Annotated in this window: 15 protein-coding genes; 3 read left to right on the top strand and 12 right to left on the bottom strand. The window is 65.8% G+C overall.

Annotation, left to right across the window (positions count from 1 at the left end):
- The first annotated feature begins 139 nt into the window (after positions 1–139).
- On the top strand, positions 140–1291 hold the full coding sequence (gene cfa / locus A5892_RS10330) for a cyclopropane fatty acyl phospholipid synthase (RefSeq protein ID WP_064122735.1): 1152 nt from the start codon (positions 140–142) through the stop codon (positions 1289–1291).
- A 54-nt stretch (positions 1292–1345) separates the two neighbouring features.
- On the opposite strand, the gene A5892_RS10325 is transcribed toward cfa, so the two are convergent.
- The 3 genes from A5892_RS10325 to slyA all read right to left on the bottom strand — a co-directional run bounded on the left by A5892_RS10325 (position 1346) and on the right by slyA (position 4028).
- Positions 1346–2380, bottom strand: a complete 1035-nt coding sequence (locus A5892_RS10325; protein ID WP_064122734.1) for a DUF2955 domain-containing protein — start codon at positions 2378–2380, stop codon at positions 1346–1348.
- Between the two features lie 52 nt (positions 2381–2432).
- On the bottom strand, positions 2433–3494 hold the full coding sequence (locus A5892_RS10320; RefSeq protein WP_064122733.1) for an HlyD family secretion protein: 1062 nt from the start codon (positions 3492–3494) through the stop codon (positions 2433–2435).
- Positions 3495–3572: 78 nt separating this feature from the next.
- Positions 3573–4028, bottom strand: coding sequence for a transcriptional regulator SlyA (gene slyA / locus A5892_RS10315; protein WP_064122732.1), 456 nt, complete (start codon positions 4026–4028; stop codon positions 3573–3575).
- Positions 4029–4222: 194 nt separating this feature from the next.
- On the opposite strand from slyA, the gene A5892_RS10310 reads away from it, so the two are divergent.
- On the top strand, positions 4223–5413 hold the full coding sequence (locus tag A5892_RS10310; protein ID WP_064122731.1) for an amino acid aminotransferase: 1191 nt from the start codon (positions 4223–4225) through the stop codon (positions 5411–5413).
- A gap of 91 nt (positions 5414–5504) precedes the next feature.
- Here A5892_RS10310 and A5892_RS10305 read toward each other — a convergent pair whose 3' ends face one another.
- On the bottom strand, positions 5505–6830 hold the full coding sequence (locus A5892_RS10305; protein WP_411431765.1) for a D-amino acid dehydrogenase: 1326 nt from the start codon (positions 6828–6830) through the stop codon (positions 5505–5507).
- A 186-nt stretch (positions 6831–7016) separates the two neighbouring features.
- Here A5892_RS10305 and A5892_RS10300 point away from each other — a divergent pair, with 186 nt between their 5' ends.
- On the top strand, positions 7017–8027 hold the full coding sequence (locus A5892_RS10300; RefSeq protein ID WP_064122729.1) for a LysR family transcriptional regulator: 1011 nt from the start codon (positions 7017–7019) through the stop codon (positions 8025–8027).
- A gap of 102 nt (positions 8028–8129) precedes the next feature.
- On the opposite strand, the gene A5892_RS10295 is transcribed toward A5892_RS10300, so the two are convergent.
- The 8 genes from A5892_RS10295 to truA form a co-directional block, all read right to left on the bottom strand.
- Complete coding sequence (locus A5892_RS10295; RefSeq protein WP_064122728.1) at positions 8130–9332, bottom strand: O-succinylhomoserine sulfhydrylase; 1203 nt, start codon at positions 9330–9332, stop codon at positions 8130–8132.
- Positions 9333–9378: 46 nt separating this feature from the next.
- The gene (purF, locus tag A5892_RS10290; protein WP_064122727.1) at positions 9379–10893 is read right to left on the bottom strand and encodes an amidophosphoribosyltransferase; all 1515 of its coding nucleotides are present in this window, start codon (positions 10891–10893) and stop codon (positions 9379–9381) included.
- A gap of 26 nt (positions 10894–10919) precedes the next feature.
- Positions 10920–11450: a CvpA family protein gene (locus tag A5892_RS10285; protein WP_064122726.1), complete on the bottom strand. Its 531-nt coding sequence runs from the start codon at positions 11448–11450 to the stop codon at positions 10920–10922.
- On the bottom strand, positions 11447–12328 hold the full coding sequence (locus tag A5892_RS10280) for an SPOR domain-containing protein (protein ID WP_064122725.1): 882 nt from the start codon (positions 12326–12328) through the stop codon (positions 11447–11449). Before A5892_RS10280 ends, A5892_RS10285 begins: the two co-directional genes overlap by 4 nt.
- Positions 12329–12358: 30 nt before the next feature.
- The gene (gene folC / locus A5892_RS10275) at positions 12359–13660 is read right to left on the bottom strand and encodes a bifunctional tetrahydrofolate synthase/dihydrofolate synthase (RefSeq protein WP_064122724.1); all 1302 of its coding nucleotides are present in this window, start codon (positions 13658–13660) and stop codon (positions 12359–12361) included.
- A gap of 55 nt (positions 13661–13715) precedes the next feature.
- Positions 13716–14639, bottom strand: a complete 924-nt coding sequence (gene accD / locus A5892_RS10270; RefSeq protein ID WP_064122723.1) for an acetyl-CoA carboxylase, carboxyltransferase subunit beta — start codon at positions 14637–14639, stop codon at positions 13716–13718.
- Positions 14640–14763: 124 nt separating this feature from the next.
- Entirely contained in the window at positions 14764–15387 is a 624-nt protein-coding gene (locus A5892_RS10265) for a phosphoribosylanthranilate isomerase (protein ID WP_064122722.1), read from the bottom strand.
- Positions 15384–16325: a tRNA pseudouridine(38-40) synthase TruA gene (truA, locus tag A5892_RS10260; RefSeq protein ID WP_064122721.1), complete on the bottom strand. Its 942-nt coding sequence runs from the start codon at positions 16323–16325 to the stop codon at positions 15384–15386. Before truA ends, A5892_RS10265 begins: the two co-directional genes overlap by 4 nt.
- Positions 16326–16405: the final 80 nt, after the last annotated feature.

Genomic DNA, 16405 nt, shown 5'->3' with positions numbered 1-16405 from the left:
CCTGTTTTAAGATTCAGCGAGGTTTAGCGCGAGCGCAAGGCCGTTCCATCTCCCATGAACCGCCTCGGCCGCGCCAGGGAAGACACGCATAGATGTGTCCATACGTCCTATCGGGAAGGGTGTTCAACGGGGAGGAGTCATGGCCAGCAATACTGCTTTCGATTCAAGCGAGCTGCCCGACACGCGCAGCCGACGCCTTACCGAGTCCCTGCTCGAGGGCTCCGGCGTCGCGATCAACGGCGACAATCCCTGGGATATCCAAGTCCACGACCCCGCCTTCTTCGGCAGAGTGATACGCAGCGGCTCGCTGGGACTCGGCGAGTCCTACATGGATGGCCAGTGGGACTGCGAGCAGATCGACGAGATGATCCTGCGCATGCTGCGCCACGGTCTCGGCCAGCGCGCGGAGAATCCGCTGCATCATCTCTTCTATACCCTGCGGGCCGGCTTCATCAATCTTCAGAGCAAGACCCGCGCCTTCATCGTCGGCGAGAAGCACTACGATCTCGGCAACGACCTGTTCGAACGCATGCTCGACGAGACCATGTGCTACTCGTGCGGCTATTGGAAAGAAGCCACCGACCTGCACCAGGCACAGCTGGCCAAGCTCGACCTCGCCGCCCGCAAGCTCGGCCTCGAACCAGGCATGAAGGTGCTCGACATCGGCTGCGGATGGGGCAGCTTCGCCTATCACGCGGCCAAGCACTATGGCTGCCAGGTCACCGGCATCACCATTTCCAAGGAGCAGGCCGCCTATGCCAAGAAGCGCTGCGAGGGCCTGCCGGTGGAAATCATCCTCGAGGACTATCGCGACCTGAGCGGCTGTTTCGACCGAATCGTCTCGATCGGTATGTTCGAGCACGTCGGGCACAAGAACTATCCGACCTACTTCCGGGCGGTGAAGAACCTGCTCGCCGAGGACGGCCTGTTCCTGCTCCACACCATCGGCAGCAACGCCACCCACGTCGGCGCCGATCCGTGGATCAACAAGTACATCTTCCCCAACGGCATCCTGCCCTCGATCGTTCAGCTGGTGAAACCGAGCGAAGAGCTTTTCGTAATGGAGGACTGGCAGAATTTCGGCGCCGACTACGACCGCACCCTGATGGCCTGGCACGCCAACTTCGAAAGCGCCTGGCCTTCGATCAGCGCGAACTACGATGAGCGCACCTATCGGATGTTCCGCTACTACCTGCTGATCTGCGCCGGCGCCTTCCGCGCTCGCGACATCCAGCTCTGGCAGGTGGTGTTCTCCAACCGCCGCGAAGGACGCTACGACGCACCGCGCTGAGCGCGGGCAGCGAGCCATCCAACCCATCAGCGGCCTTAGGGCCGCTGATGGGTGTCAGTCGATCTCGAGCCGGGTGGAGGGAAACCGATTGAGCAGCAAGTGCAAGATGAATACCACCGTCACGGTCACCACCAGCGACACGCATACCGAGAGGATCCGGTAGAGATCGCTGTAGACCAGGTCCTGGTTGGGTTCGAGATACTGGCCGAAGAGAATGCCCACGGTCGTCATGGTACCGAAACCGACCCCTGACCCGACCTTCTCGGTCACGTGCATCCGCGCCCCGATCATCAGGCACACCCAGAGCAGCGGCAGCACCAGCAGCAGCTGGTCGGAAAAATCGTAGAGCACCAGCTGCACGACCAGACCGAAGCAGCAGCCCAGGATGATCCCCATCGCCCGCCAGCGCGCGGCGATGATCACCCCGCGATAGTGCATCGGGAACAGGATCAGGATCGAGGCGACCTGGGCGGAGAGCGAGTCCTCCAGATCCAGCACCTGGAAGACCACGAAAGAGAGCGTGGCTGCGATGGTCCCGATCAGCGTCTCGTGGCGAATCCGGTTGGCCGGCTTGTGCACTCGGGGCGGCGGCTTGCGCGGCTCGACATCGGGAAACAGATAGGTCACCAGCGCAGCCAGCACCACCGCCATCGAGCTCGCCACCACGTTGCTGGTCAGCATGTCGTGCAGGTCGGTGGTCTCGTAGCTGGCGAAGTGGAACATCACGCTGAGGCTGACCAGGCTCGAGGCGCCGAACAAGAACAGCAGGCCGCGGCTCATCAGCCTGAATCGAACGAAGAACAGCGCGAACACCACCAGCGTCATCACCAATGGCAGGTGGCTGAAGAAACCTGCGATCAGTCCCACCTCGACACTATTGATCATCGCGGCGGCGACGAACTGGCGAGCGACATGGGCGTTGAACACGGGGACCAATCCGACCAGCAGCACCGGATAGACGGTGAAGAACACGCCATAGTTCCAGTCGAACAGCTTACAGATGGTGAAACCCAGCGTCGCCGCCGTGGCGATGCGCAGGCACTGGCGCAGATCGTTGCGCCCGAGCGGATGATCGGCCAGTGGGAACATCCGTGACCACCGCAGCCGGGCTACGTAGCGGCGGCCATCCCGTACGCCGCTCTCAGTAGACATAGTGGACCAGGCTGATCAGATGGATCTGGACGCGGCCCAGCAGGTGCGCCAGCGGGTTGTCGCCGGGATAGAGCTGCACCGTGGCCCGTGCGCCGGTCGGCAGCGCCCGTTCGGGGACATCCACTAGGCCCACGTGGACACGCATGCGCTGGGCGTCGCGTACCCAGCGATCGGATTCGATCGGGTCGGCGAGCATGCCGTCGGCGAGGAACTGGCCATTGCGCACACCGGCATCGTAACCCTCGACGCGGGCGTCGAAGACCTGTCCGGGCAGGCCGTCGAAGGTCACCGCGGCAGCGGTGCCCGAGTGGGCGTAGCGCAGGCTCTTCTCGCGGAAGTCGGCGACCAGATCGGGGCGGTCTCCAACCAGCGCCAGCGCGGCCGAGCCGGTCGCGACATAGTCGCCGGCGCTCAACTGGAGATTGCTGACCACGCCGTCGAGATCAGCACGCACCTCGGTGTAGTCGAGCTCCAAGCGAGCGCGATCGAGCGAGTTACGCGCCTGGCGCAAACGCAGGTTGTCTTCCCCGGTCTCACCACGCTGGGTCCGCAGCTCGCTGATCCTGGCCTGGGCAGCGCTCACCTGGGCCTCGGCGCTGCGGTAGGCGGCCAGCGTCTGGTCGCGAACCTGGGCGGCGATACTCTGTCTGGCGGCGAGTGCCTCGTAGCGCTTCAGGTCCCGGGCCTGGTTTTCGGCTTCGACCTGGGTGGCACGCAGATCCGCCTCGGCCGATGCGATCTGGGCGTCGAGCTCCTTGTTCTCGCGCTCGGCCTGCTCGAGCGCGAGCTCTGCTTCGACCACCGCCAGCCGATAGCTGCGATCATCGATGCGAAACAGCGGCTCGCCCTTTCGCACGTGCTGGTTGTTACGCACCATCACCTCGCTGACGCGTCCACCCACCTGCGGTGCCACCGGAACCACCGGACGCAGCAAACGCGATTCTGGTGTCATCGGCATATGGGTATCGGCGACGATGAAGTAGACAAAGGCTGCGGTGAAGACCAGCAGTGCGGTCTGCACCCAGCGATTGAAGCGCTGCTCGGGGGTCATGGACTATTTCTCGGTACTTGCAGTTGTCGATTTCGATGCTGGTGCTGACGGCGTCAGGCCCGATCACCCGCTACGGGCTCAATCATCGCGCCTGAGGTCGGCGAGGTTGATGGTCAGGTGTTCAATCAGTCGGTCGAGCAGGCGACGCTCTTCGTCATCGAGCCCAGAGAGCAGTTCGCGCTGCACACGGGCCTCGACGCTGCGCGCGGCATTCAGCCGCTCGCGCCCCTGCTGGGTGAGCGCGACGCAGCGAGCGCGGCGATCCTCGGCGCTGCGCGTGCGCATGATCAGCCCCTCGGCTTCGAGCTGCTCGAGGGTGCGCATCAGCGACGGCAGTTCGATGCCGAGCGCCGCGGCCAGGCTCGACTGGATCGCCCCATCGCCGAGGTGCTCGAGTTGGAACAGCAGTGCCCAGCGGGACTGGGTGAGCCCTAGCGGCTGCATGCGCTCATCGATGGCGGCGCGCCAGTGGCGCACCAGCATCGCCAGGCGCATGCCGAGCGGGCGTTGGGAAAAACGGTCCAGGTCGATCATTCAGCCATGATAAAGCTTATCCTGCTCAATAAAAACCTAAGCAGGATAAGTTTTTTTCCCAACCCTCTCCCAACCCTCCCTGCCGATTGCCGGTGGAAGCCACCTTGCCGCAGTGGCATAGTGATGGCCCCAACATTCCACCACCCCCGCTGCCGCCTACGGCACGCGGTCCAGTACGAGGTAGTCAAGCCACCATGTTCGAGCAGATCGCCCGTGTTCCTGGAGACGCCATCCTCGGTCTCATCGATGCGTTCCGGCAAGACACCAATCCCGTCAAGGTCGATCTAGGTGTAGGTGTCTATCGCAACGATCGCGGCGACACTCCGGTGCTCGAGAGCGTCAAGCTCGCCGAGGCACGCCTGCTGGAGCAGGAGCGTACCAAGAGCTATATCGGCTCCCATGGTGATCCCCGCTATACCGATGCCGTGCTGTCGCTGGTACTCGGTGAGCGCTCGCCGGTACTCGACGCCCATCGCGCCAGCGCCACCCAGTCGCCCGGCGGCACCGGCGCGCTGCGGCTTGCCGCGGACTTCATCAAGGCCAACCTGCCCGGCAAGAGCATCTGGCTCTCCGACCCGACCTGGCCGAACCATCTCGGCATCTTCGAGGCCGCCGGGCTCGACATGCATCGCTACCCTTACGTCAGCGCCGATAACCAGCTCGACTTCGAAGGCATGATCTCGGCACTCGAGCAGGCGCCCGAGGGCGACGTCGTCCTGCTGCACGCCTGCTGCCACAACCCGAGCGGCTTCGATCTCGATCATGATCAGTGGCGCCAGGTACTGGCGCTGATCCAGCGTCGCGGCCTGCTGCCGCTGGTCGATTTCGCCTACCAGGGCTTCGGTGACGGCCTCGACGAGGACGCCTTCGGCACTCGCCTGCTCGCCGAGTCGCTGGACGAGATGATCATCACCAGTTCGTGCTCGAAGAACTTCGGCATCTATCGCGAGCGTACCGGCTGCTTCATCCTGATCGCCAAGAACCAGGAGCAGATGGAGAACGTCCGCTCGCAGGCGGCGATCACCGCGCGCGAGAACTACTCCAACCCGCCGGCCCACGGCGGCGCAGTGGTCGCCGAGATCCTCGGTGATCCCGAGCTGCGCAGCCGCTGGGTCGCCGAGGTCGACGAGATGCGCGAACGGATCAACGGCCTGCGCCGCGCCTTCGTCGACTCGCTGGCACCGTTCGGGCTGAGCGAACGCTTCGCCCACGTCGCACACCAGCGAGGGATGTTCTCCTACACCGGCCTCTCGCCCGAGCAGGTCGACCGGCTACGCGACGAGTTCGCCATCTACATGGTGCGCTCGGGCCGGGCCAACGTCGCCGGGCTGCGCCGGGAGCAGCTCGACTACGTCGCCCGCGCCTTCGCCGCGGTTTGCCAGTAACTCACTCCGCCGGCCGCCCGAGCGGCAGACGAAGAAAGAACGCCCTCGCAGCTCATCGCTGCGAGGGCGTCGTTTCATCCGAGGATCGCGATCAAGCCGCGCGATAGCGGCTCAGGTCGAGCCCGGCGGTATCGATCGAAGGCGCGCGCCCCTCGACCAGCTCGGCGAGCAGATGGCCGCTGCCACAGCTCATCGTCCAACCCAGCGTGCCATGCCCGGTGTTGAGCCATAGGTTGGCGTAGGGCGTCGCGCCGATCAACGGCGTGGAGTCGGGCGTCATCGGCCGCAGGCCGCTCCAGAAAGTCGCCCGATCGAGGTCCCCACCGCTCGGGAACACATCCCCCACCACCATCTCAAGCGTCTGACGACGCTTAGCCGGCAGGCCAAGATCGAAGGCCGCGAGCTCGGCGGTACCACCGACGCGGATACGATCGTTGAAGCGGGTAATCGCCACCTTGAAGCGCTCGTCCATCACCGTCGACTGCGGTGCGCCCTGCTCGTCGGTGACCGGCAAAGTGAGGCTATAGCCCTTGACCGGATAGATCGGCAGCTGGATATCGACGCTCTTGGCCACCAGCGGTGAATAGCTGCCGAGCGCCAGCACGTAGGCATCGGCGCTCAGCCGCCCCTGATCGGTGATTACGCCGCCGATCCGATCGCCATCGCGCTCGAGACCGCGCACCGCGACACCGAAGCGGAACTCCACGCCATAGCGCTCAACGCAGTATTCGGCCAGCCGCGTGGTGAACAGATAGCAGTCGCCGGTCTGGTCGTCGGGCATGTGCAGGCCGGCACGGAACTTGCCGGGCACCCGGGCCAGCGCTGGTTCGACTTCGACGCACTGCGCCTCGGACAGCAAGCGGTGACGAAGGCCGCACTCCTCGAGCACCCGCATGTCCTTGGCCGCGGCCTCGACTTGCGCATCGTCTCTGAACAGCTGCAGCAAACCGCGCTGGCGCCCTTCGTAGTCGATGCCGGTGGCGCTTCGAATCTCATCGAGGCAGATACGGCTGTGCTCCGCCACCCGCAGCATGCGTTCTTTGTTGATCGCGTAGCGTTCCGGGGTACAGTTGGCATACATGCGGATCATGAAACGCAGCATCGCGGGGTCGAGACTCGGCTGGATCTTCAGCGGCGCATGGCGCTGCAGCAGCCATTTCGCCGCCTTGGCTGGAATACCAGGCGCGCCCCACGGCGAGGACATCGCGAACGACGCCTGGCCTGCGTTGCCGAAGCTGGTTTCCAGCGCCGGAGCGGGCTGGCGGTCGACCACGGTAACCTGATGCCCAAGGCGCGCGAGATAGTAGGCGCTAGTGACGCCGATGACGCCACTGCCGAGAACGAGTACGTGCATGCTGGTCCCTTGTTGATTGTGACCTGCGGGAAGCCCAGGGGGGCGATGTTTGCGAACTGGCAGAGTATAGAGTCAGCCATCCAGCGATATTTTCCTTTATCGCCCCTCATTTCCAGCCATGTTGCTTTATTTCCCCCAGTCCTCGGAGCTCTATCCTAAAATCACCAACCACAACGAGACGATCATCTACGCCGAGCTTCTTCGCTCACGTCGGAGGGTCGAGAAGCATCGCAAGGAGTTCGAAAATCAATGGACAAGGCATCCCGGCTGCTGCTCTTCGCCGACGTAGTCGAGGCCGGCAGCTTCAGCCGCGCGGCGGATCACCGCAACGTCAACCGCTCGGTGATTTCGAAGCAGATCGGCCAGCTGGAGGAGGAGCTGCAGGTCAGGCTGTTCAACCGATCCACCCGCAGCGTATCGCTTACCGGGCTAGGCAACGCCATCTACCCCCACGCGCTGCGCATGCGCGAGGCGATGGAAAGCGTCGAGGAGCTCGCCCAGCTGAGCCAGCATGAGCCGCTCGGCACGTTGAAGATCTCGGTACCGAGCAATTTCGGCCGCCACTTCCTGCCCAAGGTGCTGCGCCAGTACCTGCGCCAATACCCGCAGATGCATATCGATCTGCGTCTCGAGGACCAGATCATCGATCTGATCGGAGGCGGCTACGATCTCGCCATCCGCATCACCCAGCTGCGCGATTCTTCGCTGATCGCCCGCCCCCTGGCCCGCAATCGCCCGGTCCTGGTCGCGGCGCCGGCCTTCATCGAGCGCTATGGGATGCCTTCGACCCTCGACGAACTGATCAAGTGCCCGGCGGTGATCTACGCCCGCGACGGAATGATCCTCGACCGGGTCAACTACATCACCGCCAGCGGCGTGGTCGAGAAGGCGAGCATCAAGTCACGCTACATGGCCAATGACCCGGAAATGCTGCTCGGGGCGATACTCGACGGGCTCTGCTTCGGTGTCGTTCCCGCCTTCAGCGCGAGCGAGGCGATCCACCAGGAGCGCCTGGTGCCGCTGCTGCCGACGCTCAAGCTGCTGCCGTGGGCGGATCTGCACGTGGTCTATCCCCATCGCCAGTTCCTGGCCCAGAAGACCCGCGGCTTCATCGACTGCCTGCAATCGATGATCGGCGGCCATCCCCCGCTGTGGGAGCGCGACATACCAGGCTTCGCCGACATGTACGGATTCGTCGATGACCAGCCGCCGAGGCTCGCACCGAGTCATACACCGATCGGCGAGAACACCCCGCTGTGACCCAGCGCCACCTGGATGACCCGCGCAGGCGAGCCCGAAGTCAGAAACGCAGCGGGCCGCCCTGAGGCGGCCCGCTGGACTTCAACTCATCGCTTGCGCGCGTCAACGAGCCAGCGCATCGAGGCCACGGGCGAGATCCCGCTGGATGTCCTCGATCGCCTCGAGGCCGACCGCGATCCGCAGCAGCCCCGGGGTGATCCCGGCAGCGGCCTTCTGCTCGTCGCTGAGCTTGCCGTGGGTGGTGGTCGCCGGATGGGTGATCGTGGTCTTGACGTCACCGAGGTTGCCGGTGATCGAGATCATCCGGGTCGAGTCGATGACCTGCCACGCCGCCGGCTGCCCGCCGGCGAGCTCGACACCGAGCACCGCACCGAAGCCACGCTGCTGGCGCTTGGCCAGCTCGTGCTGGGGATGCGATTCGAGCCCGCTGTAGTAGACCCGGGTCACCGCCGGCTGGGCTTCGAGCCAGCGGGCGAGCCTGAGCGCGGCGTCGCAGTGAGCACGCATCCTCAGGCCAAGGGTCTCGAGCCCCTTGAGGAAGATCCAGGCATTGAACGGACTCATGCAGGGTCCGCAGGTGCGCACCACCCCGAAGATCTCTTCCAACGCTTGCTCGTCGTTGCCGACCACCGCACCGCCGATCGCCCTGCCCTGTCCATCGAGATACTTGGTCGCCGAGTGCACCACCAGGTCGGCACCGAGCTCGAGCGGGCGCTGCAGCGCGGGGGTGCAGAAGCAGTTGTCGATCACCAGCCGCGCGCCGTGACGATGAGCGATCTCGGCAAGGCCTGCGATATCGACCAGTTCGGAAAGCGGATTGGACGGCGTCTCGGCGAACAGCAGCTTGGTCTTTTCGCTGATCGCGCTTTCCCAGGCATCGAGATCGGAGAGTTCGACGAAGCGAGTGGTGACACCGAACTTGCCGAAGTACTTGGCCAGCAGGCTGACCGACGAGCCGAACAGCGAGCGCGAAGCGACGATCTCGTCGCCAGCCTCGAGCAGCGCGAGCCCAGTGCAGAGGATCGCCGCCATGCCGGAGCTGGTCGCCACCGCACGCTTGGCGCCCTCGAGCGCGGCCAGGCGGCGCTCGAAGGTCTGCACCGTCGGATTGGTGAAGCGGGAGTAGACGTTGCCCGGCTCCTCGCCGGAGAACTTGCGCGCGGCCTCGGCGGCGCTTGCGTAGACGAAGCTCGAGGTCGGAAAGATCGGCTCGGCGTGCTCTTGTTCGAAAGTGCGCTGGTGACCCGCGCGGATACCCAAGGTATCGAGCGCGAACTCCTCGGGGTCCAGGTCCTGCTCGCTCATCATCGTTCTCCTTAGACCACGCGGCGCCCTCGGGCGCCGCTCGGATTCATTCGTCGCCGTCGATGTCGTTGTGCAGCTCGATCACCGCCCCGCTCTCCTGGCGGCTCTTGGCGGCGTCGCTGCGCGAAAGCTCGAGGTTGGCCAGATAGTCGGCGTCGATGTCGCCAGTCACGTAGCGGCCGTCGAACACCGAGCAGTCGAACTCGGTGAGCCTGGGATTGACCTCCCGGCAGGCCGCCTTGAGATCATCGAGGTCCTGATAGATCAGCCGGTCGGCGCCGATCAACTCGCCGACCTCCTGATCGGTGCGGCCATGGCCGATCAGCTCCATCGCCACCGGCATATCGATCCCATAGACGTTGGGATAGCGGACCGCGGGTGCGGCCGAAGCGAAGTAGACCTTGTTCGCCCCCGCCTCGCGGGCCATCTGGATGATCTCGTTGCAGGTGGTACCACGCACGATCGAGTCGTCGACCAGCAGCACGTTCTTGCCCTGGAACTCGATGTCGGCGGTGTTGAGCTTCTGGCGCACCGACTTCTCGCGCATGGTCTGACCCGGCATGATGAAGGTACGGCCGATATAGCGGTTCTTGATGAATCCTTCGCGGTAGGTCACACCGAGATGCTGGGCAAGCTCCAGCGCCGCGGTACGGCTGGTGTCCGGGATCGGTATCACCACGTCGATGTCATGATCGACCCACTCACGCCTGATCTTCTCGGCGAGCTTGAGCCCCATCCGCATCCGGGTGCGATAGACGCTGGCGCCATCGAGGACGGAATCGGGGCGGGCGAGATAGACGTACTCGAAGATGCACGGCGTGAAGCGCGGCGCCTCGTAGCACTCACGGGTGAAGAGGTTGCGCTCGAGGTCGATGAACACCGCCTCGCCCGGCCCGATGTCGCGGATCAGCTCGAAGCCGGCGACGTCCAGCGCCACCGATTCGGAGGCGATCATGAACTCCGGCCCCTGGTCGGTATCGCGCTTGCCGAACACGATCGGGCGGATGCCGTTGGGGTCGCGGAACGCCACCATGCCAAGGCCGTTGATGATCGCGAGCGCCGCGTACCCGCCCTTGCAGCGCCTGTGCACCCGGCGCACCGCGTCGAACACGTCGTCGGGGCCGAGGTCGTGGCCTTGCTTGCCAAGCTCGTGGGCGAAGACGTTGACCAGCACCTCGGAGTCGGAACTGGTGTTGATATGGCGCAGGTCGGTACTGAACAGCTCCTGCTGCAGCTGCTCGGAGTTGGTCAGGTTGCCGTTGTGCACCAGCGAGATGCCGTAGGGCGAGTTGACGTAGAACGGCTGCGATTCGGCTTCGGAGGAGGAGCCCGCCGTGGGATAGCGAACGTGGCCGATGCCGACGTTGCCCTGCAAACGCTTCATGTGACGGGTGCGGAACACGTCACGCACCAGTCCGTTGCTCTTGCGCAGCAGGAAGCGACCCTGGTCGAGGGTCATCATCCCTGCAGCGTCCTGTCCACGGTGCTGCAGGACCGTCAGCGCGTCATACAGCGCCTGGTTGACCATCGAGTTGGCCATCAGGCCTACGATACCGCACATCGCGTTTCCACCTCGTTAGTTGAACCTCATGTGACCGGAACGCTCCGATCTTGGCGCAGCTCTTCGAGCGGGGACTGACGCTCCTGGAGCCGCTGGTACTGATCGACGATCACCTGTTGCAGACTCGCCACCATCGGACGCAGCTGCGACCCCTGCCAGGCCTCCATCTGGGCGAACGGCGTGAGCGGGATCACCACGCCGATCAGCGCCAGCACCGCACTGCCCTTGGCCGCGCCGAACAACGCCCCGAGCACGCGGTTGAAACTGCCCATTCCGACCCATTCGACCATCGCGTTGAGCAATCGAATGCAGAGGCCGCCAAGAATCACCACCACGAAGGTGACCAGCACGAAACCGACCACCACACGCACGCTCGGATTATCGATGTAGTCGACGAACAGCTCACCCACCTGGATGCAGAAGGCTCGCGCAGTCAGCAGCGCAACGATCCACACCACCAGCCCCAGGCCCTCGCGGATCAGGCCGCGCATCGCGCCCAGCAGCACGCAAAGTGCCAGGATCGCGATGAAGACCCAGTCGAGCCAGGTCAGACTCATCCAGCGTTACCGGTATTGCGAACCACGAAGCCGTTGATGTTAGCGCGCTGCTGGAGCTGCTGGCGCGCACTCTCGCCGGCTTCCGAACTTTGGAACGGGCCAACCATCACCACGCTGTTGGCACCGCGAGAGATCTTGTAGGCGTCGAAGCCAAGGCCACGCAGCTGTTCGACCAGGCGATCGGCATTGGCGCCCTGGCCGAAGCTGCCGGCCTGCACCGACCAGTTGCCACTCGAAGGCGCGGCGGCGCTGGAGGATGAGCCCGCGGATGGACTGCTGGCACCGCTGTCACCGCGATGACGGTTGGCGGCGGCCATGATCGGATCACTGGAAGCGAGCGACCCGCTGCCTTGCGAAGCGCTCGGCTCGCTGCGGCTGGGCGCCTGCTGGGGGGGCGCAGCCGCCGGACGCTCGGGCGCCTGGGCTGGCGCGGACGGTGCGGCCGCGGGAGGCGCGGGTGCCTCGGCCTGCTGCAGCGGGGGTGCCGGACGCTCGGGCGCCTGCACCGGGGTTATCGGTGTCGGCTCGGCGGGCGCGTTGGCCGCAGGAGCGGGCTCCTGGGCCGCGCCGGCCGATGCCGCCGCCTCGGGCTCGACCGTCGCGCCATTGCCGGATGGGGTTTCTTCCGGCAGCAGCTGGGCATATTGAGAGACGTCCGCTGAGGGATCGGAGCCGTCGTCGGGCGCGGAGGATAGTTCGGACTGCGGCGGCGCGATATCGCGCTGTGGCACCTCGATCGGCTGCTGGTTGATCGTCATCGTCGGTCCCGGCCCCGACTCCCGCTCGCTCGGACTGCCGAAGAACATCGGCACCACGATCACCGCCAGCGCGATCAGAATGATGCCGCCGATGATCCTTTCCCGTATCCCATATTTCATCCGCACACTCCTTGCCTTAAGCCTGCGCGCTCAGACACGCTCCTGCAGCCACTCGAGCGCCTTCGATACGGTGAAGAACGACCCACATACCAGCACTTCGTCCCCCGCGGACTGTGGATCGGCCTCGATCCACTCGATCGCCTCCACCACCCCCTCGGCGACCTCGAACACGTCACCGCCCTGGGCGGATATCCTTGCGACCAGATCGGCGCCCGAACGGCCCCGCTCGCCATCTAGACCGGCACAGACCCAGCCATCCACCACCGGCATCAGTGCCTCGATCACCCCATCGGCATCCTTGTCGCCAAGCATCGCCAACAGCACCAGCCGCCTGCCTTGGCGTGGCTGGTGCCGATCGCGTTCACGCAGCCGCTCGGCCAGATAGCGTGCGGCATGGGGATTGTGGGCGACATCCAGCCACCAGCGCTGGATCCGCTGCAGCCGGCCGGGCAGATGGACTTCGGCGAAGCCGGCGACCAGCCGCTCGTGTTCGAGAGGCACGCCGGCGAGCACCAGCGCCTGCACAGCGCTCGCAGCATTGTCGAGCGGCAGTCCTGGGTCCGGCAGCGGGGCGAAGGAGAGCGCAGCGCCGCTGGCATCCTCGCCGCGCCAGCGCCAGCCGGACTCGGCGTCGCGGGCATGGTCGAACGTCTCTCCCAGGGTGGCGAGGCGGGCGACGCCGACGGCTGCGGCGCGGGCCGCGACGGAGACCGGCATCGAGCGGCTGCCGAGCACGGCACAGGCGCCGGCGCGCATGATGCCGGCCTTCTCACGGCCGATGACCTCGAGATCGGTGCCGAGATACTCGGCATGATCCTGGGCGATGGTGGTGACGACGGCGACGTCGGCGTCGAACAGATTGACCGCGTCGAGTCGGCCGCCGAGACCGACCTCGAGCACGGCGATATCCGGCGCACGTTGCTTGACCACCAGGGCGGCGGCAAGCGTGCCGACCTCGAAGTAGCTGAGGCTGATCTCGTCACCCTGGCGCCTGGCGGCCTCGATTCGCTCGAAGGCTGTGATCAGCTCTTCATCGCCGATCTCGCGACCGTCGACCCGCACCCGCTCGTTGTAGCGCAGCAGGTGAGGCGAGGTGTAGCTCACACAGCTCAGCCCGTGGGCCCGCGCGCAGGACTCGATCATCGCCACGGTCGAACCCTTGCCGTTGGTGCCGGCGACGGTGATCACCCGGGGTGCCAGCGGTACCTCGAGCAGGCCGAGGCGGGCCGCGACCCCAGCCACTCGCTCGAGGCCGAGATCGATGGTCAGCGGATGCTGGCGAGCGAGGCGCTCGAGCCAATGCTCGAGCGCTTCGCCATGGTTGACCGACATCAGGCGATGCCTCTCGACGAATGACGACTACGGGTGGCGCGGGCGCAAGTCACGATCAAGGCTCGACGTCGGAAGGCCAGTCCGCGTCGGCGTCCACTGGGGCCCGCTCGAGCGGCGGCGCGACCGGCGCCGCGACCAGCTTGCGCAACATCCGCCCCAGCGATTCCTTGAGCTGCGAACGGTGGATGATCATGTCGACGGTGCCATGCTCGAGCAGGAACTCACTGCGCTGGAAGCCTTCGGGAAGCTTCTCGCGCACGGTCTGCTCGATCACCCGGGGGCCGGCGAAGCCGATCAGCGCGTTGGGCTCGGCGACGTTGATGTCACCGAGCATCGCCAGCGAGGCGGAAACCCCACCGAATACCGGGTCGGTGAGCACCGAGACGTAAGGGATGCCGTTCTCGCGCAGCCTCTCGAGCGCCGCGGAAGTCTTGGCCATCTGCATCAGCGAGAACAGCGCCTCCTGCATCCTCGCCCCGCCGCTGGCGGAGAAACAGACGAGCGGAATGCGCTGTTCGAGGGCGAGCTCCGCGGCGCGGGCGAACTTCTCACCGACCACGCTGCCCATCGAGCCGCCCATGAAGCCGAACTCGAACGCCACCACCACCACCTCGAGGCCGTTGAGTCGACCGCGCATGCTGATCAGCGCATCGTTTTCGCCGGTATCCTTCTGCGCCGCCGCGAGACGATCCTTGTAGCGCTTGGAGTCGCGGAACTTGAGCCGGTCGACCGGCATCAGATCCTCGAGCAGCTCCTCCCGGCCCTCTTCGTCGAGAAACCAGTTGAGGCGCTTGCGCGCTCCCATGCGCAGATGGTGATCGCATTTGGGACAGACGTTGTCGTGGCGCTCGAGTTCCGGTCGATAGAGCACCGCCTCGCATTTCGGGCACTTGTGCCATAGACCGTCGGGAATACTGTTGCGCCGATCGGCACGGCGGGTGCGGCCCATCGACGGTACGATTTTATCCAGCCAGCTCATGAACTCAGGGTATCCCTAAAGCGTGTTCAGCCCCGCGACGCGGGGGTGGAAAAAGGGTCGGAGGCAATGGCTCCGAGGGCGTCATTGTAACGGTGCAGCGGCATAAAGTGGTAGCGAACGAGCTTCAGTCTGAGCGATCGGCCATCCGCACCGCGGCGGCGAAGGCCGCCATCCGCTCGTGATCCTTGCGCCCGGGCGCAGCCTCGATGCCACCGGAGACATCGACCGCATAGGGGCGCACCCGGGTAATCGCCTCGGCCACGTTGCCAGCGTCGAGCCCGCCGGCGAGCACGATGCGCGAAGCGAGCCACGCGGGAATCCGCGCCCAGTCGAAGGTCTCACCGGTGCCACCGGGAACGCCGGGACGCCAGGCGTCGAGCAGCAGCCCGCGGGCACCGGCGTAGCGCTGCGCCGCGGCGTCGAGATCGAGCCCCTCGCGCATCCGCAGCGCCTTGAGCCAGGGGGTGCCGAATCCGGCGCATGCCTGCGGCGGCTCGTCGCCATGGAACTGGAGCAGGTCGAGACAGGGCGCGGCCGCCGCGATGACTTCGGCATCCTGATCGACGAACAGCCCCACCCGGGCGACGAAGGGCGGCACCCTGGCGCTCAGCGCCTCGAGCCGCTCGAGGGTCACCGCGCGCTTGCTGCCGGGCCAGAGCACGAAGCCCAACGCATCGGCACCCGCCTCGACCGCCGCATCGACGTCATCTTCGCGGGTCAGCCCGCAGAACTTGATCCTGGTCCTCATTCGTCGAGGCCCTCCGTCTGGGTACATGGGCGGGCGGCGACCGCGCGACGCTTGCGAATCCGGCGCAGATACTCACCGATCGGCACCTCCCGCTCGCCGCTCCACTCGCCGAGAAAGGCCAGCGGCAGCGGCCCCAGCGGCGTACGCGGCAGCCACTCGATCGCCGCGTACCTGGCATCGATGAAGTGTAGCCCCTGGGCCGGCGCGGTCGCGCCGGCCACCGCGCGCACGCCATCGGCGAGCAGCTCGGCGCACCACTCCACCGGCCGCCGGCCGTCGCCGATCGCGAGCAAGGTCCCGGCGATGTTGCGGATCATGTGATGCAGGAACGCATTGGCCTGGACGTCGATCATCACCAGCGGGCCGAAACGGCGCACCTCGATGAAGTGGAGGTGGCGCCAGGGCGTGCTCGACTGGCACTTGGCAGCGCGGAAGGCGGAGAAGTCGTGTTCGCCGACCAAGACCTGGGCCGCGGCGTGCATCCGCCGCTCGTCGAGCGGGGTGCGGTGCCAGGTGAGCTGTCGGCTGCCCAGCGCCGGGGCGCTGGCGGCATTGTAGATCAGGTAGCGATAGCGCCGGGCGATGGCGCTGGCGCGCGCATGGAAATCATCGGCCACCGACACCGCCCAGTGCACGCGCACGTCGCGTGGCAGGTTGGCATTGGCTCCCATCACCCAGGCCTTCTGGCTGCGCGGCGACGGCGCATCGAAGTGGGCGATCTGGCGGCTGGCATGGACGCCGGTGTCGGTGCGTCCACTCACCACCAGCTCGACGGGCGCGCGGGCGACCCGCGCCAGCGCCTCCTCCAGCGTCTGCTGCACCGAAGGACCGTGGCGCAGGCGCTGCCAGCCATAGTAGGCGCTGCCTTCGTATTCGATCCCGAGGGCGATGCGCCCGGTCAAGGGCGAGGATTCATCGAGCGGGGCAAACAGCGACATCGGTACGGTGGACTCGGCTCAGGCGAGCGCCAGGCGCTCGGTGGGGAAAAGCGCAAGGGCAGGCCATGGCCTGCCCTTGC

Source organism: Halotalea alkalilenta, from assembly GCF_001648175.1.
Lineage (GTDB): Bacteria > Pseudomonadota > Gammaproteobacteria > Pseudomonadales > Halomonadaceae > Halotalea > Halotalea alkalilenta_A.
This window is presented reverse-complemented; position numbering and strand designations above follow the sequence as displayed.